Genomic DNA, 20,517 nt, shown 5'->3' on the forward strand with positions numbered 1-20,517 from the left:
AATATGCGTTTAAGCCGAACGGTTACGGGACTTGACAAAATGTCGCAGGACGTGCCGAACTATTTCAGCTTACCCTCCATCCGATCCCGAAATTTGTCCACTTTGGGCTCCGAAACCAGGTGGATATACATATTGTAAGGATTGTGGCGATAATAATCCTGATGATACATCTCGGCTGGATAGAAAGCGCTGAACGGGACAAGCTGCGTAACAACAGGCGCTTTGTGCTCAGTTTGATTACGTTTTAGAGCTGCTTCAGCGCGCGCTTTTTCGTCGGGTGTCCGATAAAAAATAGCTGAGCGATAATGCTTTCCAACATCGGGTCCCTGCCGGTTAAGCTGCGTTGCATCGTGACCGGAAAAAAAAGCGTCCATCAGTACGTCGTACGAAATGACCTTCGGGTCATAATAGATCTGTACCGTTTCAGCATGACCCGTCTGGTCTGTTCCGACCTGTTCATACGTTGGAAATTCCAGATCACCGCCCGCATACCCCGAAACCGCTTCCCGAACGCCTTTTAATGATTTCATTTCTTCCTGTACAGCCCAGAAACAACCGCCCGCTACTGTGGCCACGGCCTCGCCGGAACGTAGCACGGGCAGTTTTGCGGGATTGATATCAATAGTAGTAGCAGTCGGTTTATCGGATGGCTGCTGGTTGCAACGCATCAACAACCCGATGGAAAGACATGAGAAGAAAATGTAAGCAATTAATTTCATAGGGTGACCGCTACGTTCAGATAACACAAAATCGGACCGAGAGGTTATAAAACAGCCAATGAGCAAGTATATGGCTAACTTTGCCTTCGACTATTGCCTTACGACTCCATACTATGTCGCTTACTACGTTAGGCCTCGAACTACCGACCGATCCACGATGGGTCAATATTGCTGAAATGAACATCGGTGCGATTCTGATCGACCATGCGTGGTGTGAACAGAAAGCAGCATCGTCGTGCATCTCGCTCATTGTCATGTATACCGATAAAGTAAAACTGGTGGAAGTATTAACTCCCATCGTGGCCGAAGAGTGGGGCCATTTTCAACGGGTGCTAAAAGAACTCCGCAAACGTAATATCCCACTGGGTCGTCAGCGGAAGGACGAATACGTGAATCAGCTTCGCACCCGGATTCGCCGGACAAGTGGCGATCATCAGGGGCAGATGCTGGACAACCTGCTGATAAACGCCCTGATCGAAGCCCGAAGCTGCGAACGCTTCAAGCTCCTCTCCGAACATCTCGCCGACGAAAGCCTGCGGAAATTCTACCATGAGCTAATGATTTCAGAAGCAGGTCATTATCGCACGTTTATCGAACTCGCCGAAGCGTATTTGCCCCCTGAGCGTGTTCGGGCCCGGTGGAAGGAGTTTCTGGCCATCGAAGCCGACATTATGGCCAGTCTGGACGTTCGTGGCGACCGGATGCACTGATCGTCGGGGTGACTCTTTTCGTTACATTTGAGTTAGGGTACTACACAAAATATAGTATGGAAATGCAGTTGCTTCCCTGGATAGAAGATGATATTGTGATTGAAATTATTGGTAAGATGATTTCATTTCAAATGCGGGCACTACATCATATAACAGATGCTTACAGAAATGCCGGTTTGGGTGAAAATAGCCAGGAGGTTCAAGCCAACACTGATTATAAATATCATTGCCAACGCATTTCAGAATTACAAGCTGAAATACAGCGGATATATAATGGAGAGAACAGAAGTGCTGTCATTGAAAAAGCATACAATGAATATGCTCCTTATGTAAAAGGTAAATACCAGGCTATGCGGGACGAACGTGAGTCCCTTTAAGTTACTCCAGCTTTGCTACGTCTTTTTACCGTGCGCAATGGCTTGTTCTTGGCGAATTAGCTCGGCAACGTAGCGAATCCAATGAAACCTATCCGAATTAGATTGACGAATTTATCCAATCGTTTAGCCCGGATTGACTGAGGAGAAGGTTAACTTTACTGATCGGCTGAACAACAGTCCGACTGATTAAGTGTTTAATGACTTTTCTTCAACAAACGGCCCAACGTATTTTCGAGGCTCACGGTCCTAGCCTGAGCGACGTTTGGGTAATTTTGCCGACGCGCCGGGCCGTATCCGTTTTTCTGGACGAACTGGCTGCCCTCTCTGATCGACCTTTCCTGGCTCCGCACACGATGGCGGTTGACGACTTTATAACGCAGGCCGCTGGTGTACAATTGATTGACTCCGTTAGTTTGCTGTTCGAGCTTTACGATGTTTTCCGGGAAATTGATCCGCTGGTTGAGTTCGAGCAGTTCATCGGCTGGGCGTCGGTGCTACTGACTGATTTTGATCGTATTGATCAGTATCTGGTGAATACGAGTGAACTGTTTAGCTACCTGACAGCCGCTAAAGCGCTCGAGCGCTGGCAGGTCGATAGGCCCTCATCGGCCAAACCGATTACTGAGACAGCCGGTACCTTGCGTTATTTCAAACTGTTCGAGAATCTGCATACAACGTATGATGCCCTGCATCAACGCCTGACTGAGCAGGGACTAGCGTATCGGGGTATGGCGTACCGACTGCTGGCCCAAAATGTTGAATCCCTCATTCGGGATAATCTGGCCTATGAACGTGTCTATTTTGTGGGATTCAATGCCCTTAGCCGCGCCGAAGAGCAAATTATTCGGGTATTGGTTGATGCGCAGAAAGCAGAATTGATTTGGGATGCCGACCAGTATTACATCAACGACTGGCGACAGGAGGCTGGTGAGTTCCTACGCCGATACCGGGATAACGGCTGGTTTTTCTCGAAACAAAATCATGAAGACCTGGCGCAGATGTCTAATAATCTGCTGGGCACTGAAAAAAATATCCGCGTTGTGGGCGTGCCGAACGCCAGTATGCAGGCGAAGGTAGCCGGAAAGATTTATAGTGAATGGCAGCGGGAAGCGGGTAGGGGGCAGGAAGTGAATAGGAAAGAAGAACGAGGCCAACTATCCCTGTTCTCGCAACCATCATCCCCACGCCCAAAAACGGCTATCGTTCTCGCCGACGAAACGCTACTCGTACCTGTGCTCTACGCACTTGATGAGAACGTAACAGATTTGAACGTAACGATGGGTTTATCGTTACGGTCGTCGTTGCTGTTTACGCTGGTTGATACGTTGTTTGAGATGCAGCGAACCGTTCACGAATTTCGGACAAAGGATGGCCGCGATCTGAAGATTCCGAAGTTCCACCATCGGCACGTAGCGAAGGTTCTCAATCACCCGTTCGTAAAACAGTACGAGCGTATTCGGGAATTACAATGGCCCGGAGAGATGCTGCCATCAGGCGAGATTTTGCCGCCGGAACCGCTATTTCAGTGGATTGCCAAAGTAATCGTGCAGGAGCAGCGTGTTTATCTGACTGAGCTGGAAATCCAGGAACTAGGGCAGAATGATCCACTGGTTCGGGTGTTGTTTTCGCGCTGGCCCGATGAATCTCCCATGAAGGCCATTCGTACATTCTACGACCTGATTGACTTGCTACGTGATGTGTACCGAACCAGTCAGGATGCCATTGAGATCGAGTATCTCTATCTGTTCTATACGCTACTCCGGCAACTCGAAGCAACGTTAGAGCGGCAGGAAAGCACGGAGCAAGGGACACCGAGCAGGGATGGAAGAGCGCAGGGAGTAAGCCAGACGAATGAGCTATTTGCGGACGACCCCCAGGCACCACGCACCACGCACCATGCCAACGTTACGGTACGTAGTTTTCGGCAGTTTTTGTACGAGCTGATTCGGCAGACGAGTATTCCGTTTACGAGTGAAGGAAAGAGTCAGTTACAGATTATGGGGATGCTTGAAACGCGGGCATTAGACTTTGATCGCGTTATTATTCTGTCGGTTAATGAAGGTGTTTTGCCGCAGTCGAGAAAATTGAACTCCCTGATTCCCTTTGATATAGCTTCAGAACTAAACCTACCAACGTATCGCGATCAGGAAGCTGTAATGGCTTACCACTTCTACCGACTGTTGCAACGCGCCAGCGACATTGTGTTGCTGCACACTACGTCGACAGATGCGTATGGTAACAGCAAAGGTGAGCCGAGTCGATTCGTTCGCCAAATTGAGCATGAACTAGTACCGCGCGCTAAAGGACTCATCCGAATAAGTTATCCAACCGTGCGATTTGGTCAGTCCAGAACTGACAAATTTGCTGACCTGACTGGCTTAACGGTGCCAAAAACTCAGGAGATACGTAGCAAACTGATTACCCTGCTAACCACTCGGGGGTTGTATCCATCGTATCTGAACCAGTTTGTCAGTTGCTCCATGCGGTTTTATTTCAGCCGGATTGTCAACATCAGCGAAGAAGAGGATATTGAGGAAAAAATGGGCGCGGCTGAGTTCGGGAGCTGGTTACACAAAGTAATGGAGCGCCTGGATGTCGATTATCGGTTAAAAAACGCACCGATTGATGAAACCATTATCAAAAACTTACTGGAAGAAGAATTTGCCAAATCAATGAAGGGGCGGGTCATTGAATCGGGTATGAACCTGCTGCTCTATGAACTGGCTCAAAAACTGATGCTTGACTTTCAGCAACAGCAAAATGCGCTCGTTGGATTGACCGTGATCGGCTCTGAACAAACGCTTGAAACTACACTAGACGTACCATTAGACGGAAATAAAACGATTCACGTACGTATTGCCGGGAAGATTGATCGTATCGAAAAATTTGGCGATCAAATACGTATCGTCGATTATAAGACCGGTAAGGTCGATCTGTCGGATAAAACGCCTAAAGATTTACCGGAAAAGCTACTGAGAGACGGTCGGGAAGACAAGATGCGGCAACTGTGGCTTTACCGATACCTGACCATTAAAAACATTCGTGATTACGGCGGCCTCCCTCGTGATAAAGCCAAGCAGGATATTTTCCCAGCGAAAGGACTTCCGGTAGAAGCAGGCTTTTATTCGTTTCGTGATATTTCGGGGGGCTTCAAAACCAACCCTGTACGCTTCGGTGACGACGACGATCCAGAGCAATACATCGCCAATTCAGAAGAATTATTACGCCAGTTAATACGTCAAATTCTTGATCCAGATGTACCCTTTAAGAAGACAGAACAGATAGAAATCTGCCAATACTGCGATTTTAAAGGAATTTGTGGGCGGTAATGTGGCAGAGGGTATGGAGGTAAGGGCAGAGGGAAAGTTAATTTACCCTCTGCCCTTTCAAATAAAAAAGGCTGGTCGTAGCGCGACCAGCCTTTCCTGTTTGAATACAACCTGAATTGAAAAAAGCAATGATAGATGTTTCTCTGCCTGAGTAACAAGTGAGTCAAAATTGGTAAATAAAAAGAATTAATACAACTTTTTTGCTAAATATTAATCGCCAAAGGCCAAATAATTTGATAGACGGATTATTTGAAAATGAAGTTATAGGCTAATGACACGATGGGCGCTGCGAAAATCTGTAGCTTATACGCATTCGTCTTACCGTTTTCAGTCTTAAAAAAGATAGAGTACGCGTTTTTTTGCCCGTAGAGATTGTAAATCGTGAAAGCCCACCGGCCTTCCCACCGTCGGTTACGCATGCCCGGATTGTAAATGTTCCAGGTAAAATCGAATCGATGGTAGTCGGGTAGGCGTTCGTTATTTCGTACACCATAGTAAGGATATTGAGCGCCGTCGATAGTTACGTAACCCGTTGGAGCCGAATAGGGACGCCCAGTGCTGTAAGCAAATGTGAAGCCAAAACTGTTATGGCGATCGACGTCAATGGTCATATTGGCGTTAACCGTGTGTGGACGATCATAATTTGCCCGGTACCATGCACCATTATTTACGCTTTGCTCAATAGTTGAGCCCTCGTAAACCTGATTAAGGGTTCGGGCATAGGTGTAATTAATCCAGCCGGTCAGTTCGCCTTTCTTTTTCGAAATCATCGTTTCGATGCCGTACGCTTTACTACGTCCCTGCAATAATTGTGTTTCGGGGTAGGGCTGTAGCAGAAAATCAGCACCGGGTCGGTAATCAATGATATGTTCTGTTAATCGCCAATAGCCTTCAACGGTTAGCTCGTAGATATTATCTTTAAAATTTAGAAAATAGCCCGCTGTTACTAACTGACTGACCTGCGGCTTTATGTTGATATCGGACGTTTTCCAGCGCGAAGTGGGCAGTGGCGTTGTTGTGTTTGTAACGACCTGTAAATACTGCCGCATGAGGTTATACCCAAACTTAAGCGACGAATTTTGGCCAAGTGTATAACGAATGCCCAGTCGGGGTTCAGGGCCGCCATACTGCTGAATAATCTGACCGTTTCCGTAGCGGGTAGAGTCAATTACCGAGAAATCATCGCGGGTTTCGCCGGAAGCATAGCGCCTGATCAGCGCTGGCCCTAACGACAGAAACTGCGAATACCGTAGTCCAACTGAAACGGCCAGCTTATCGCCCAGGCTCCGTTCATAATCGCCGTGGAGGGCCAGTTCGAGGGCATTTTCAGTAGGCGTTGTTACGGGATTAACACTGTCGCTCTGGCCAGGGAGCAGGGATCCGGGCTCGATGCGATAGTGGGTTCCACTAATGCCAATCTCCAGTTTCTGATTCGTCAGCTGAAAGTTTAGATTTGACTTGATCTGCCGTTGTAGTACCGACGAACGTAACGTGACTAGGTTCCCACTTAATTCCGGTGACAGAATGCGCGGAACGTAGTGAACATACACGCCTGTGGTTTGCAGATTAACCCGGGACGACAGGGTTCGGAACCAGCGGGCCATGACATTGACTGTTTGATGATCGTACCGCGTGCTTACGCCATTCACGTTTGGTAGATTCGCTAACAGATCGGTCTGAAATAAGTCTTTGCTGAAATAACCCGTCGCCGTCAGCGTATTCCGGTTGTCGATGCGCCAGAACGCCTTCAGCACGGCGTCGCCAAATTTGGCTTTGATATTAGCCAGCCGGTCTGAAACAATCGGCAGGAGAAAATCATTAAAAGCCCCACGTCCGGCAACTACAATACCGAACTTCCCTTTTACAATGGGAATGTCGGCCGTGAGTTTGTTGGAAACGACGCTGACGCCCCCCGATAGACTGAACTTGTCGAGGTTCGGATTACGTAGCGTTACGTCCAGTACGGACGCGGCCCGGCCTCCGAACCGCGCTGGTACGTTGCCTTTGTAAAGGTCGACCGTATTGAGCACATCGGGCAGAAACACCGAAAAGAGACCGAACATATGCGTTGGATTAAAGATCGGCGTATCGTCCAGCAGAATTAAATTCTGGTCAGTAGTACCTCCGCGAATGTTGACACCATTACTGGCCTCACCTACGCTCGACACGCCCGGAAGCATCTGTAAACCACGTAGTAAATCCACTTCACCAAGTGCGGCCGGTAATTTTTTTAATGCATTCACATTTAACTGGTTGACGCCCAGCAATGGTTGACGTACTGTTTGATCGAATCCTTTGGTTGTTACAACAACTTCTTCTAACTGGCTTTCGACAGTAACCATTTTAATATTTACCGTTAGATCGTCAGTCAGGCGAAAGGCTTTTCTGACTGGCGTATAACCAACTAAGCGAGCAATTAAAATGTGGTCGCCGGTGGGGAGGTCAATAGCGTAATGTCCCTGCTCATTTGTATTGGTGCCTGTAATATTTTTGCGGTAATCAATTACAATGGCGACGCCTGCTAATGGACGACCTGTGGCAGAATCGCGAACTACACCACTCAGGTGAAGCAAGAGCCCTGAATTTGTGAGTGGGGTTTTTCGAATGCTGATTCGCTCTTCTTTAGGCTGGGCGGGTGGTAACGATTTACGGGTAACTTCATTTTGTGCTGGCTTGGTTTCACCGATCTGTGGTGAGTCAGTACGTTGAACAACTGTAACAGCACTGTCTTTTCGGACGGATAAGCTTGGTAGGCTAACAGATTGCTTAGTCAGGTAGCCCTGAGCGTTCATCCAATTCTTTAATTGCTCCATCCATCCGTCGGCAGGAAACCCTTGTTGTACTGGGAAGTCGTTTCGTTTATTTGCGTATAGGTGGAATTCGACAGACTTACCAGCCGCTAGCCAATTGGTGTATAACTGAGCAAACTGAGCTGCCGATTGAAGTGAGCTATCTTTAGCTGAATAAATAAACAAAGGCGGAGCGTCAGCGGGTACATTTTTTGTAACTACAGCGCCAGGATATGGATAAATTGAAACCAGAAAATCGGGCCGGCTGGCTTCGGTATAACTCTGGCCAACTGCCAGGGCAAGCGCCCCGCCCGTTGATAAGCCCATTAAGCCGATCCGATCCTGCTGAATTCCCAACACGGATGCTCGTTGTCGAACGTATTCTATGGCTTTTCTACCATCAGCAATGGCCATGGGTAAACTGATTGCTAGATCAGTTTGACTAACTTCTGCCCGGCGATCCGTCAAAGATGATCCGGCGCTATGGACCAGCCTATATGTTAGTACAAAAGCAGCTATGCCTTTGTCACGAAGTTGTTTGGCTATGTCAATTCCTTCCTTATCAAGTAAAAGCGTATTCCAGCCTCCACCTGGGCAGATGACAATTGCTGTACCAAGAGCTACGTCTGGAGATGGTAGAAAAGCTGTTAGTGTGGGCGTAGTTACGTCATAAATAATACGCTCTTTTGTTAAGCTATCTGTGAGCACAACTTCATTCCATGTCCAGTTTTCAGAGCCGGGGGCTTTTCCTGCATATAGTTGGCTAACTGCCTGCCCAAAAGCTATCCGATAACTTAGCAGACCCAGAAAAATGAAGAATAGAAATCGGTTCATCAGTTCATGAATTAGAAATCGCGTATTTAGAAAAGGACTCGGCCAGAGCCGGTTATAAACCCTCTGGCGGTATATCTGTACGCGTCCGGCTGGGAATACAGATAGCTGAGGGCACTGTATAACCAAAAATGCCACCTCGGTTGATGCGCTCATCTTTTGACTCCGGTCTGGGGCGTCGGTGAGATAGTCCCCGAAACAGGCCAATAAATTTATTGAATGGCAGATTATCCCGGGTGATTTTATGCCGATAAGTGGCTACCGAGGCTGCCGAAAAATAGCCCACTACATTCTCCTGGGGGTTGGCCAGATTTTTGATATTTCCCGAAATAGGAGCGGGGGGCGAGTCGGCCAGCGTACCCGTATTCTGGGTCTGTTCGGCAAACAGTTTATAATACCGATAAGCGTTAGCCGATAAAGACAGTTGCTCAATCACAATAAGGGCCGGATTGCGCTGGTAGATAGGCAAAAAGGCTATTTTATGACCAAACTGAGGTTTACCATTGGTATAGACGTCAGAAAACACATTGATCGATGTACTATAAAGAATATCCCAGCATTGAGTTCGGCAAACATAATCATACAACGAATAACTCCTCATGGCCGTGTCGTTTACACAGCCCAGCACCTTAATTTCTCCATTGCCAACCGGGCCAACATCCTGTACGACGTAACGACCATGCAGACAACTGGCACACCAGTCCTGGGGTTCATATTCGCGCCATCGCCACAGGTAAAAATTAGCCTGCCCTGGTGGGTCCTGGTAGTCAATGTATACCTCACTTGCCGGAACAGTGGTGTCGCCGATGTCAACAGCGAGCGTGGCTGACTTCGTGCTAAGCTGATCGTATGCCCTGCTAATGGGTGGAACTGCCACCATTGTTTCGACGGACGATTCGTAGGTGATCCCATCAGATGTCTGGAAGCGAAGCTGATACGTGTTACCAATCTGGCCTTTAAAATCTCCAGGAAGCTGGTAGGTCCCCGATTGTGTCTCACTCAGTGGAATTGTTGTGGTCCCATTAACGATCAGGTTAACAGAAGCTTTCGTAACGGGCGTGGTGGCACTGGAGTCCGCGTTGGGTCGACTCCGACTAATAGTAATGGTCTGTGGTTCAGCTAAATCGGTAATAATCCCATTCATAACCATCAGGTTAGAGTTAAGTTGTAGGTGGGCGTCATAGGTATCTACGCAGGCATAGAGACCCACTACAAACAGCAGTAAAATCCTATAGTGAAGATGTCGTTCCATGTATATTGATAGTGGATAAGCATCAAATAAACGTCAGATTCGTCATGCTTACTGATTCCATCCTGGCGGCAATTGATCGGTTCGGGTACGACCTGGAACACAGACAGACGAAGCAGAACTGGTACCAAATGGACTGGGATTACCGGGTAATGAGGACTCCAGCCTTGGCGTTCGACCATTAATAGCGTAAAAGAGTCCCTGAAAAATACCCGTTGTTACGTCCTGCCGATTAATTTTATGACTACTGGCGGCCACGGATGCGGCTGAAAAGTACCCCACTACGTTCTCCGAACTATTGGCGGTATTCTTTACATTCCCTGAGATAGGCGCCGGGGGTGAATCCGCTAATGTACCCGTATTCTGAACCTGATCGGCGAATAATTTATAGTATCGATAAGCATTGGCTGATAAAGCCAGCTGCTCAACAACAATCAAGGCTGGATCGCGCTGGTAAATCGGAATGCTGGCTATTTTATGACCGATCTGCGTCTGCCCGTTCGTATAAACATCCGAGAAAATCGTAACATCGGTATTGTAGAAGATATCCCAGCAGAGACCACGGCAAGGATAATCAAGCAGTAAGGTTGAACTCAAGGTTGTATCCCGAACACAACCCAACACATCGAGCGGGCCGCTTCCGACGGGCCCCACATCAACAACAACGTAGCGCCCCTGCTGGCACGTAGCACACCATACCTGCTGCTCGTAAAGACGCCAGCGCCAGAGGTAGAAATTACGTTCGCCGACGGGGTCCTGAAAGTCTACGTAGATATCGTTCGCCGGTACGTTTGTTCCATTGGCGGTTTTCTTTGGACCTTGTGGATTGAACTGATCATACGTTTTTAGAATGGCTGGGACGGAGGCCATTGTTTCAACGGATGACTCATAGCTGACACCTTCCTGCGTCTGGAAACGAAGTTGATACGTATTGCCTGTTTTCCCCCGAAAATCAGCGGGACAGCTATAGACGCCGGGCTGGGTTTCCAGCAGGGAAATCGGTGTTGTTCCATTGACAACGATTGATACGCTGGCGCGCTGAATCGGTGTGCTTACATTCGCACTATCGGCAGAGGAACGGGAACGACTCAGACTAACCGTTTGTGTTTCATTGAGATCGGTTATGATACTACTGACGACAACTAAATTTGCGTTTAGAGAAAGGCTTGGATCATAGGCGTCAATACACTGTTGGCAACCAATCAGTATGCCGAGAAGAACACACCAGCGAATGGATCGCGAAAAAAAGAATTTGTGCATTACGTTCATCAGGGTTATTTATTTACGGCCTCCACTAACGGTTGGGTAAATGCCCGTTATAACACTTCGCTGAGCCACAACAGGACTGGCCACTATAACGCCCCCCGTCTGAAAACTCCAGCGTTGCCGGCCTGTAGCGGCATTAATTGCGTAAAGATTGTTGTCGTTACTACCAATATAGACTGTTCCATTCGCGACCATCGGGGTTGAATAAATATCATAATTCGTCCGAAATCCCCAGCGTTGTTGCCCCGTGGCCGCATCAACGGCGTAGAGCGTATGATCCCGGCTTCCCACATAAACGACCCCATTCGCCACAACAGGGCTTCCATACACAACCCCGTTTGTTTTAAACGCCCAGCGTTGCTGCCCCGATGTTGCGTCGATGGCATACAATCGGGTGTCGGCGCTTCCCACATAAACGATCCCATTCGCCACAACAGGGCTTGAATCAATAGCGCTACCGGCTTTGAATAACCACTTCAGCTTGCCCGTCAGGGCATCGATCGCGTAGAGATTGGCATCCTGACTGCCTATGTACAGCACGCCATTGGCAACGACAGGACTGGATAAAACAAAATACTGGGTTTTAAAACGCCAGCGCAGACGACCAGTAGCCGCATCTAATCCATAAACCTGATTGTCCTGCCCACCAATATAAACCATGTCATTGGAAACCGCCGGACTGGAATAAAGGCCGAACGAGGAACTGAAAAGCCAAAGAAGTCCACCCGTCGTTGCATCAAGGGCATAAAGTTTACCGTCTTGACTTCCTACATAGATAACGCCATTGTTGATCACCGGGCTGGAGTAAACGACTCCTCCAGTCTTAAAAGCCCAGCGTTTGGTGCCTGTCGTTGCATCAATGGCGTAGAGATTGTAATCACTACTTCCTACGTAGACCATTCCATAAGCAACAAGGGGGCTGGACTGAATGGACGTATCGGCTCGGAACGCCCAGCGTTTGGTCCCTGTAGCCGTATCAAGTGCGTAAAGATTGTTGTCGAAACTTGCTGCGTAGACAACAGGTGTGGTAACAGTAACGGATGGGGGCGTAGTGACCGTACCCGCAGTGGGAATGGTAGTAATTGGGGTCGTATCCGTCACAGAGGATCGATCACAGCCCGATAACATAATGACCAGCAGGCCAATCCAAACGCTGGAGATACCGACCAGACATATACGTAGCCATAACCAATTATAATAGCTTTCCATGCGAAGAGTAATCACTTTTCGCGGAAAAGATACTAGAAAAAGTGGATAAAGTGATATAGTCTACGCACTCAATGGTACGAAATGCTTTTGATTCAATGGTAAGTTCTCCGCCGTCCATTCTACATCGTGAATGAAGGCCGAACCACGTACGGGGCAATCAGCAACCCGGCAGTAATGGCAGCAGGCTTTCTCGCAGGGGTCGGTATGAACGAAGATTTCGACTTCAGCCTGAAACCCTTCTTTCAGCGTATCCTCGAAATGGTGGACCTCATCATGCACCTTGTTCAGTTCCCAGTAATAGGGCAGAGTCAAATGGCAATCGACGTGCAGATCAGCACCGTATTTCTGGACGCGCAAATTATGGACGTCAATCCAGTTACGGTCTTTGCGGGCATTTAATAAATCGACCACCCGGTGAAGCGTCGGGATATCGGCTTCATCCATTAGTCGGGCCACCGACTGGCGGGTAATGGTAAATCCGTTGTAAATAATAACGAGCGCTATTCCCAGTGATAACGCACTGTCGATCCAATGCTTACCCGTCAACCAAACCAGGGCAACGCCGATCATGACAACGATACTGCTGAACGTATCGGTGAGCAAATGTTTGCCGTCGGCAGTCAGCGCGGCCGAATCTGCCTGGCGACCGGTGCGTATAAGCATCCAGCCCACAAAGGCATTGGCCACAGCCGTTAGACCAACCAGCGCAAAACCCCAGTCGAGGTTGCTTAATTGGGCGGGTTCAAAAAAACTTAGAATAGCTTGCCAGATAATGACCAGGCCAGCCGACAGAATCATCGCTCCTTCGAATCCAGACGACAGAAATTCGATTTTGCCGTGTCCATACGGGTGGTTCAGATCGGCGGGCTGCCCAGCTAAATAAATACTGTAGAATGCGAAACCACTGGCGATTACGTTCACAATGGATTCAACGGCATCGGAAAGGATGGCGGTTGAATAGGTTAAAAAATAAGCTGTGAATTTGAGAATCAGCAGGACAATGCTCAGGCCCAGTGAGATGCCCATCCAGCGGTACTTCGTTTGTTGACTGGCACTCATGTGGCCCTTTGGAAAGCGTTACGAGTCGCAAAGGTAAGAATTCATGAGGGGATTGTTGGCCTGTCACTGCGTTGAATATGTTTTTCCTATAGCTCATTATCGATTATGGAGTCATGTATTCCCACGTAGCAGTGGTGTAATGAAAGGCTGCGTTTCTGGCTGGACTCCAGGTGCCAGCTAACTCGCCTTTTTTATTCTTTTTGACGGCCAGGCGCGTCCAGGAATACGTACTGCGCTCGTAATCAAATGTTTCGCCATCGTCATCGTATAAAGCCCAGCTTGTTTCCGACTTCCCATAATGGCGGATCGTTAACGGGAGTTTTTCCTCGTTGACGGGCGTATGCAACACAGGAGGAATCATGGGTATAATGCCCCCTTCTTTGACGAACAACGGAATTTTAGACAGTCCGGGTGTAATCTCGATCACTTTAGCCTCGCCTACCAGCTTGCCCGTGTAAAAATCATACCATTTGCCGGGAGGGAGTACCACCTTCCGCGTCGTTGAGCCAGCGAACATGGGCGCTACCAACAAAAAATCACCGACCATAAACTGATCACTCAGATCCTTTCGAGCGGCTATCGCATACGGGTTTTCGGTTGAATTCAGCTGACCTTCCGTTGTTTTTGTATCAAAAGAAAAGCCCTCAACCAGATTCATAGCTCGGATAGGTGGCTTGCCTTCGAAATGATATTGTGCGAAGGTTGTATACAGGTAGGGCAGTAGTTGCATCCTCAGCAACATTACGTCTTTAACGTCCTGGGCAACGTCAGGAAATGTCCAGGGTTTGGTCCCATCCGCCCAGGCATTCAGCATCGCCATTGGCGAAAAACAAACCGATTGCATCCGACGTAACCATTCTTCCGACGTTTTGGACGAACGCGCTTCCGGCGTCCATAATACGCCAATAAAGCTGCTGGTACAGAGGGCCGTTATAAAATCCCGGTGATCGTAGTAATCGTTATAAATCACATATGGTAAAGCAGATGAACCGGCATTAGAACCGCGCACCAGACCGTAGGTTCGCTGGTTACGTTGCCGGAACCACGTATCGGTCATTTTCTGAACTTGTAGCCCGTAAATCTGCCGCATCTGCTCGGCACTCAATCCCGACGGGAACGTTGCTACGTCCGGCCAGAGCCAGTTGTCGTAACCGTCCACTTCATCCACTTTGTAGCCAGAAATCCCAATAGAAAGGTGCTGTTTGGTAAAGAGGTCTTTATATAAATTCCGGGCCGGGGCCATCGTGAAATCGGGGACGCGGCCAACCCAAACCAGGTGCGAACCTGTGTAGGGTAAAACATCCTTGAAAATGGGTGAATGCGACGACACATACGGATTGATCCACAGATTCGCCCGTATATTTTTCTGCAAAAGCCTGTCGAGAAACAGCTTTGGCTTCGGAAACCGGGTACTGTCCCAAACAAAGCTGTTCGGGTAGGCGTGTGACTGCCAGCCGGGTTCCAGGCCCACAAAACTCAACGGATACCCCTTGGCTTCAAAATCAGCGACCTCGGTCAAAACCTGTTCATCCGTAAATAACGTTGGTGTACGGTGCGTAAAACCCAGACCCCATTTTGGCGGTAACGTACCTCCTCCGCAATACAGATTGTAGCGCTGTACGACTTCCATTGGGTTATTTCCCGCGAATACGTAAACCTCCGTACCTGGAGCTGGCACAACCATTTCGACGGCATCGGAATACGGTTGTGCGCTCCAGTCGCGCTGCGTATTGCGGTTTTGTTCCGGGGGCATGTCTTTGCTGTCTGTTCGAACACCCGTACCGGCATACACCGTTATGTACCGTGCCGAATTGATCAGTACGCCATAACCCCGACTGGAAACGTAGAACGGAACGGGTGCGTGCGTACGACCGTTATCTTTGCCATTGTAGTGATCGACATGAAGCGTTTTGATCGATCCCCGCTGTTGAACAGATTTGAAATTAAGCCCCAGGCCAAAGAGTTGTTCGCCTTTTTGGAGGGGAAAGTGCAGGTACGTTTTTCCATCCGTTTGCTGATAAGTGCTTCCGGTCAATACGTTAGGAAAAGTGGGTTCGCCTAATTTTTTCAAACCGTCCAGACGTGGATTTATTTCAGCTACGGCCAGAGGTGTGATTTTGTCAGACGCACCCACCACGGATTTCCAGACACCCGGCGCAATTAATTCCCAGCGAAAACCCGTTTGTTGGGCCAAAGCAGAGGTCGAGAGGGAGAGTATCAACCCGATAAAAGCTGGTATTCGATAAAAACGATCAGTCATATTGGCGAGGTAAATGAGCGGCATTTAATCGCAATAATCCGATTTTATTTGACAGCTTTTGCGCCCAGCCAGTTATCCCGAAATTTCTGCATCTCCGGTGTAAGCGAAAGTCCCGCGTTTTCGTACAACTGAACCGATAAGGCTGGATTTTCAATTAACGTTACCGGCACCGTTTTGGCTTCGCCCCGATGGGTATACCCGACTTGAATGACATCACCAGGTTTGTGTTGCCCCAGCCGTGTCTGTAGAGACGTAACGGACGTAACGGTCTGACTGTCAATAGTTGTGACAATATCGTCAATATCTAATCCGGCTTTGTACATGGGGGTTTCCCGAATTGTGTTTCCTGTAATTGTCAGCCCTTTATCGGTTTCTGAGTAGCGAACGGTGCCCATCCAGGCTTTACCTTCCTGTACTTTTTTGAGGGTAAGTCCAGCCTTCGTCAGCAACGTAGCGTAGTCGATTAGCTCATGACCGTAGATATACTTGCTGAAGAAAGAACGGGCAAAGTCGGGTGTAGTGACCTGAGCCAGCACGGTTTGCAAGCCGTCAACCGTATAGGGCTGTTCCGTTTTGCCAAAGCGTTTCCAGACCGCCTGCATATACGTATCGAGCGATTGATTCCGTTGCCGTAATTCCAGATCTAACGCCAGGGCTACCGCTGCTCCATACGTATAATAGGAGGTGAACATATTGACGTAATTAGACCGGTCGATGGATACGCCCGCGTCGACAAAAACCGCATGGCAACTCGCATCAATGGGGGAGTAGTAGGTTCCTCCCGGCGTCGATTGTTTGGCCGATACGATCCCCGTTAGTGTATTCATGTAATCGGGAACGGCAGTAAAACCAGCTCGCGTCAGGAGAAGCTCACCATAATATTGCGTAAACCCTTCGGCAAACCAGAGCTCGTAACTCATGTTGCTTTTCTCGAAATTGAACGGTTCCAGTGTTTTCGGACGAATCCGTTCAACGTTCCAGCAGTGAAAAAATTCATGCGCAAATACACCCAATACGCGCTCCGGACCCGTAAATGCAATCGGTACGGCTATCATCGTCGAGTTCCGGTGTTCCATACCGTCGCCCCGAACGTATGGATTTAGACTGGCCAGAAATGTATAACTGCCGTAATCATAAGTCGGAAATTCGCCATAGACGGCTTTGGCCTGATCAACAATCCGCTCAATTTTCTTTGCAAAACCATCGGCGCTCGAATCGGCAACATCCGCTTCGAGCGCTACCCGGAACGTAACGGGCTTGCCATCGGTATTAGTCCGTTTCCATTCCTTAATGTTCAGCTTCCCGATCTTTGTGGGAGAATCCATGAAGTACTGCAAGCCGGGAGCCGTATACGTAAACCGGTCGGCTGTAGGTACCAACTGCGTAGCAACAACGCCCATATTTTCACTCGGCAAATTAAACCGGACTTCAATAGGCCGTTGGTCGAATCCTTTGATCCACATGAACGTAGCGGGCATGTTCAGGTGAATACTCTGCGGATCGATGCCCATGTACGTACCGTCGGGATAGTTTCCGAACAGTGTATAACTAAGCTTGATCGTACCCTTGTGCGCAGGCACCGTATAGACATCGCCATCCGTCCGGTTAAGTAGCAGCGGTTTGTTCTGGCCATCATACGCCTTTACATCATACACATTCTTCCCGAACTCATGCGTAGCGTAGCGTCCCGGAGACGAACGACTCATCCGAAAAACAGCCGCTTGATTCGGTAACTGCGAAACGGTTAGGCTGATCTGCGCTTCATGATGAATGGCATTCGGGAACGACATCTCGTACCGAATAGTCTGCGCACCTACTGACTGAGGTATCAGAAAGGAAAGGTAAAGGAGAACGGTGTTTTTCATAGTGGTAATCGAACAGTACTTTAAGACGCTATCGGCTAGTACTTGGCCATTTTACTGGTTGGAGAAAAAGGTACCACGGGTTTTAACCCGTTCGGGAATTGGCTCAAAAAACGAGTCAAAACCCGTGGTACCGGCAATTAAGAATTAAATTGGAGTAATTTTAATGCTCTTTGAAACGCTCAAATGCTTTATACACAGCCAGGTGAAAAATAGTGGCGTGGTTTTCATCGGCAAAGTAATGGAAATCAGAACGTACTGTGGCAGGACTAGCTTTTTTCACTACGTCCCGCAAATGCCTGGCATCGGTTTCCATGATCTTACCTTCTTTGCCAACGGCGATGAAGACGTCTGTTTTCTGATTAAAACCGGACTCTAAAAACACTGGCTTTAGCGCGAGCAACGATTCATTATCCCACCATAAGCTTAAACTCACAATAACGTACTGACTAAATAAGGTAGGCTTTTTAATCAGAATTTCGGTAGCCAGGAGTCCACCCAGCGATTGCCCAATGATCATTTTCCTGGGATTGGTGCTGTACGTTTTTTGAATATAGGGTTGCAGCTCCTTCTCAAGAAACCGGATGAATTTTTCTGAATGACCGGTAGTTGGATAGTCTCTTTTATCCTTCTCAATCGTGGTCGGGTACGTAAAGTCCCGCCTTCGATCGACGTTGGCAATGCCGACAACAATTGACTTTGGCAGTAGATTAATCCAGGAAAAATTAGCAAACTGGATTAAACCAGCGATGTGAATAAAGTCTTCATCGGCTGAACCATCCAGTAGGTAAATAACCGGATACCTGGCAATTGAGTCTCTCGAATAGCCTTCTGGTAAGTAGATATTCAGGGTTCTGGTTTCACCCAGTTCTTTGGAAGGAATGGAATCAATAAGCCCTAAGACAAAGGGCCTGGTGGCCAAGGTAGTTTGGCTAAACGAAGTGACAGACAAACAGGTCAAAAACCAGAGACTAGAAAAAAAAGTAACGTACGTTGTTCTTACCATGTCAATCAACATGTAACGATGGCTCGTGCCACTAACCAAATTTTAGTAACACGAGCCATGCGTCAATGAAATAATCTTAACGGGCGGCCTGCGCCACGGCGGTCTTTCGCGGTAGTTTCTGATCCCGCATAGCGGCATTGTAGACGAAGCTGGCAACAACCGTGGCGGCCTGTTTCAAATCGTCGGGTTGCAGGTGGTCGTAGGTGTCCATGTTCGTATGGTGCGTCCGAGAACCGTACTCGATTGGGTCCTGGATAAACTGGAAACCGGCCAAACCGACCCGGTCGAACGAGAGGTGGTCGGTTCCCCCCGTGTTTCTGGGCGTTACGGTCGTTGCACCCAGATCGTTGAACGGTTTCAGCCATTGCGAAAAAATGGAGCCGACGGCCTGATTTTCCTGTAAATAAACGCCCCGGATTTTGCCCGTTCCGTTATCGACATTGAAATACGCGGCTATGTTGTCGCCCTCCTTGTTCAGTTTCTGAGTAGCCGCATCGACCAAGTGGTTATTGACGTAATTTTTGGACCCATGCAAACCTTGCTCCTCGCCACTCCAAAGCGCGATACGTATGGTACGACGTGGTTTTGCGCCAATCGTTTTCAGAATCCGCACCGCTTCCATCATGACCGAACTACCCGCTGCATTATCCGTAGCGCCGGTAGCGGCATGCCAGGAGTCGAAGTGAGCGCCCAGCATAACGACTTCATCTTTCAGCTTAGGATCAGTACCCGGAATTTCGGCCAGTACGTTGTAGCCTTTGATATCGTCCGTATAGAATTTAGTTTTTACGTTCAGCTCTAACTTAACCGGCACGCCCGCTTTCATGAGTCGGCATAAAGTCAAATAGTCTTCCACCGCGATCGCCAGATCAGCCAGGTCGTCCGGGGTAGAACCCAGGGACGCATTGGCGTAGTCGCCACTCACGAACAACGTACCATCGACGCTGTTCTGGGTCGTATTGAGAATGCCCAACGCGCCTTCCTGCTTCGCCAGTTTCCGCATTTTCTGATTAAACGCATTCCGGGTACGCATGGCCTGAATCATGCTCCGATACGTAGTGTCACGCCCTGACTGCGGATTTGGCGCTTCGCTGGCCATTTTTTGTAAGGCTTCGTCGGTGTAGCGGGTAGCATCCGCTTTGAACGTAGGCGTAATCTTATCGAACGATTGATCCAGCAAAATTACCTTATTTTTGAGCTGGCTCCGGTAATTTTCCAACGCGGTTGTATCCGACGCGCTGATGTAAAGAATGTCGGCGGCTTGTAGTTTACCTGTGCTGCCGCTCCAGGCTCTGGGAACGGCGATAATCGTTTTGTAGTAAGGAGCCGTCATGGCCAGATAACACTGCTCTACCTGCCAGCCTTTGCCCCACTCGCCCCAGGATTCTAGCCGGGAATTCTGCAAGCCCCAGCTAGTCAGTTTGTTTTTAGCCCAATTGGCGGCTTTCGTGAAACCAGGTCCCTGTAGGCGAGGACCGTTTACGTCAGTCAGGTAGAAAGCCGTTTCCATGACCTGCGAATGTTGTAAACCTTCCTCGCGAATTTTCTGGATCGTGGCCATATCCAGTTTTTCATCTTGTCCATACGTTAGGAGAGCGCCACCGAGGAACAGGCTGGTTAATAGAAGTTTTTTATGCATGAGCTTGACGTGATTGGGTAGTAGCCCGAAGTTACCGATTTATAAAAACGTTACTGGTTACCACCGCGTATCTTTTGGCTTGGTGACTATAAATTCTTGACATTGTACCACGTTGCTTTTGTCGAACACTTGTCTGTAAGAATATACGGAAACTGAAATGCCACTCGCACTCACAAAGGATAAACGAAAGGTGATAACTTAGCGGCTTTTCT

13 protein-coding genes are annotated in these 20,517 nt (G+C 48.5%); 3 read left to right on the forward strand and 10 right to left on the reverse strand.

Features of this window, described 5'->3' with window-relative positions; all coding sequences use genetic code 11:
* Window positions 1–59: 59 nt before the first annotated feature.
* Window positions 60–719 carry a peptide-methionine (S)-S-oxide reductase MsrA gene (msrA, locus tag IC230_RS15060; RefSeq protein WP_191039867.1) on the reverse strand — a complete coding sequence of 220 codons (660 nt, stop codon included), beginning with the start codon at window positions 717–719 and terminating at the stop codon, window positions 60–62.
* A 113-nt stretch (window positions 720–832) separates the two neighbouring features.
* On the opposite strand from msrA, the gene miaE reads away from it, so the two are divergent.
* From miaE to IC230_RS15075, 3 genes are all read left to right on the forward strand, one after another.
* Window positions 833–1,429, forward strand: a complete 597-nt coding sequence (miaE, locus tag IC230_RS15065) for a tRNA-(ms[2]io[6]A)-hydroxylase (RefSeq protein WP_191039868.1) — start codon at window positions 833–835, stop codon at window positions 1,427–1,429.
* A 56-nt stretch (window positions 1,430–1,485) separates the two neighbouring features.
* On the forward strand, window positions 1,486–1,806 hold the full coding sequence (locus IC230_RS15070) for a hypothetical protein (RefSeq protein WP_191039869.1): 321 nt from the start codon (window positions 1,486–1,488) through the stop codon (window positions 1,804–1,806).
* A 197-nt stretch (window positions 1,807–2,003) separates the two neighbouring features.
* A complete protein-coding gene (locus IC230_RS15075; RefSeq protein ID WP_191039870.1) occupies window positions 2,004–5,135 on the forward strand; it encodes a PD-(D/E)XK nuclease family protein in 3,132 nt (1,043 codons plus the stop codon).
* Window positions 5,136–5,380: 245 nt separating this feature from the next.
* Here the strand turns inward: IC230_RS15075 and IC230_RS15080 are convergent, their stop codons facing one another.
* The 9 genes from IC230_RS15080 to IC230_RS15120 all read right to left on the reverse strand — a co-directional run bounded on the left by IC230_RS15080 (window position 5,381) and on the right by IC230_RS15120 (window position 20,305).
* Window positions 5,381–8,758 carry a carboxypeptidase-like regulatory domain-containing protein gene (locus tag IC230_RS15080; protein ID WP_191039871.1) on the reverse strand — a complete coding sequence of 1,126 codons (3,378 nt, stop codon included), beginning with the start codon at window positions 8,756–8,758 and terminating at the stop codon, window positions 5,381–5,383.
* A 52-nt stretch (window positions 8,759–8,810) separates the two neighbouring features.
* Entirely contained in the window at window positions 8,811–10,007 is a 1,197-nt protein-coding gene (locus tag IC230_RS15085) for a DUF4249 domain-containing protein (RefSeq protein ID WP_191039872.1), read from the reverse strand.
* A gap of 48 nt (window positions 10,008–10,055) precedes the next feature.
* Complete coding sequence (locus tag IC230_RS15090; protein WP_191039873.1) at window positions 10,056–11,264, reverse strand: DUF4249 domain-containing protein; 1,209 nt, start codon at window positions 11,262–11,264, stop codon at window positions 10,056–10,058.
* A gap of 18 nt (window positions 11,265–11,282) precedes the next feature.
* Window positions 11,283–12,479: a beta-alanine-activating enzyme beta-propeller domain-containing protein gene (locus IC230_RS15095; protein ID WP_191039874.1), complete on the reverse strand. Its 1,197-nt coding sequence runs from the start codon at window positions 12,477–12,479 to the stop codon at window positions 11,283–11,285.
* Between the two features lie 60 nt (window positions 12,480–12,539).
* On the reverse strand, window positions 12,540–13,538 hold the full coding sequence (locus IC230_RS15100) for a cation diffusion facilitator family transporter (RefSeq protein ID WP_191039875.1): 999 nt from the start codon (window positions 13,536–13,538) through the stop codon (window positions 12,540–12,542).
* Window positions 13,539–13,641: 103 nt separating this feature from the next.
* Window positions 13,642–15,798, reverse strand: coding sequence for a TIM-barrel domain-containing protein (locus IC230_RS15105; RefSeq protein ID WP_223860666.1), 2,157 nt, complete (start codon window positions 15,796–15,798; stop codon window positions 13,642–13,644).
* 44 nt (window positions 15,799–15,842) lie between these two features.
* Entirely contained in the window at window positions 15,843–17,663 is a 1,821-nt protein-coding gene (locus IC230_RS15110; protein ID WP_191039877.1) for a M61 family metallopeptidase, read from the reverse strand.
* Window positions 17,664–17,823: 160 nt separating this feature from the next.
* The gene (locus IC230_RS15115) at window positions 17,824–18,582 is read right to left on the reverse strand and encodes an alpha/beta hydrolase (protein ID WP_223860667.1); all 759 of its coding nucleotides are present in this window, start codon (window positions 18,580–18,582) and stop codon (window positions 17,824–17,826) included.
* Window positions 18,583–18,742: 160 nt separating this feature from the next.
* Window positions 18,743–20,305 (reverse strand): M28 family metallopeptidase, encoded by a 1,563-nt coding sequence (locus tag IC230_RS15120; RefSeq protein WP_191039879.1) that lies wholly within the window; start codon window positions 20,303–20,305, stop codon window positions 18,743–18,745.
* Window positions 20,306–20,517 lie beyond the last annotated feature (212 nt).

This window comes from Spirosoma validum, from assembly GCF_014699035.1.
In the GTDB taxonomy this organism is placed as follows: Bacteria; Bacteroidota; Bacteroidia; order Cytophagales; family Spirosomataceae; genus Spirosoma; species Spirosoma validum.

Coding starts and splice junctions, on each gene's coding strand:
- IC230_RS15095 (WP_191039874.1), bottom strand. CDS start 12,479: ATGGAAAGCTATTATAATTGGTTATGGCTACGTATATGTCTGGTCGGT.
- miaE (WP_191039868.1), top strand. CDS start 833: ATGTCGCTTACTACGTTAGGCCTCGAACTACCGACCGATCCACGATGG.
- IC230_RS15120 (WP_191039879.1), bottom strand. CDS start 20,305: ATGCATAAAAAACTTCTATTAACCAGCCTGTTCCTCGGTGGCGCTCTC.
- IC230_RS15070 (WP_191039869.1), top strand. CDS start 1,486: ATGGAAATGCAGTTGCTTCCCTGGATAGAAGATGATATTGTGATTGAA.
- IC230_RS15085 (WP_191039872.1), bottom strand. CDS start 10,007: ATGGAACGACATCTTCACTATAGGATTTTACTGCTGTTTGTAGTGGGT.
- IC230_RS15110 (WP_191039877.1), bottom strand. CDS start 17,663: ATGAAAAACACCGTTCTCCTTTACCTTTCCTTTCTGATACCTCAGTCA.
- IC230_RS15080 (WP_191039871.1), bottom strand. CDS start 8,758: ATGAACCGATTTCTATTCTTCATTTTTCTGGGTCTGCTAAGTTATCGG.
- IC230_RS15075 (WP_191039870.1), top strand. CDS start 2,004: ATGACTTTTCTTCAACAAACGGCCCAACGTATTTTCGAGGCTCACGGT.
- IC230_RS15100 (WP_191039875.1), bottom strand. CDS start 13,538: ATGAGTGCCAGTCAACAAACGAAGTACCGCTGGATGGGCATCTCACTG.
- IC230_RS15090 (WP_191039873.1), bottom strand. CDS start 11,264: ATGCACAAATTCTTTTTTTCGCGATCCATTCGCTGGTGTGTTCTTCTC.
- msrA (WP_191039867.1), bottom strand. CDS start 719: ATGAAATTAATTGCTTACATTTTCTTCTCATGTCTTTCCATCGGGTTG.
- IC230_RS15105 (WP_223860666.1), bottom strand. CDS start 15,798: ATGACTGATCGTTTTTATCGAATACCAGCTTTTATCGGGTTGATACTC.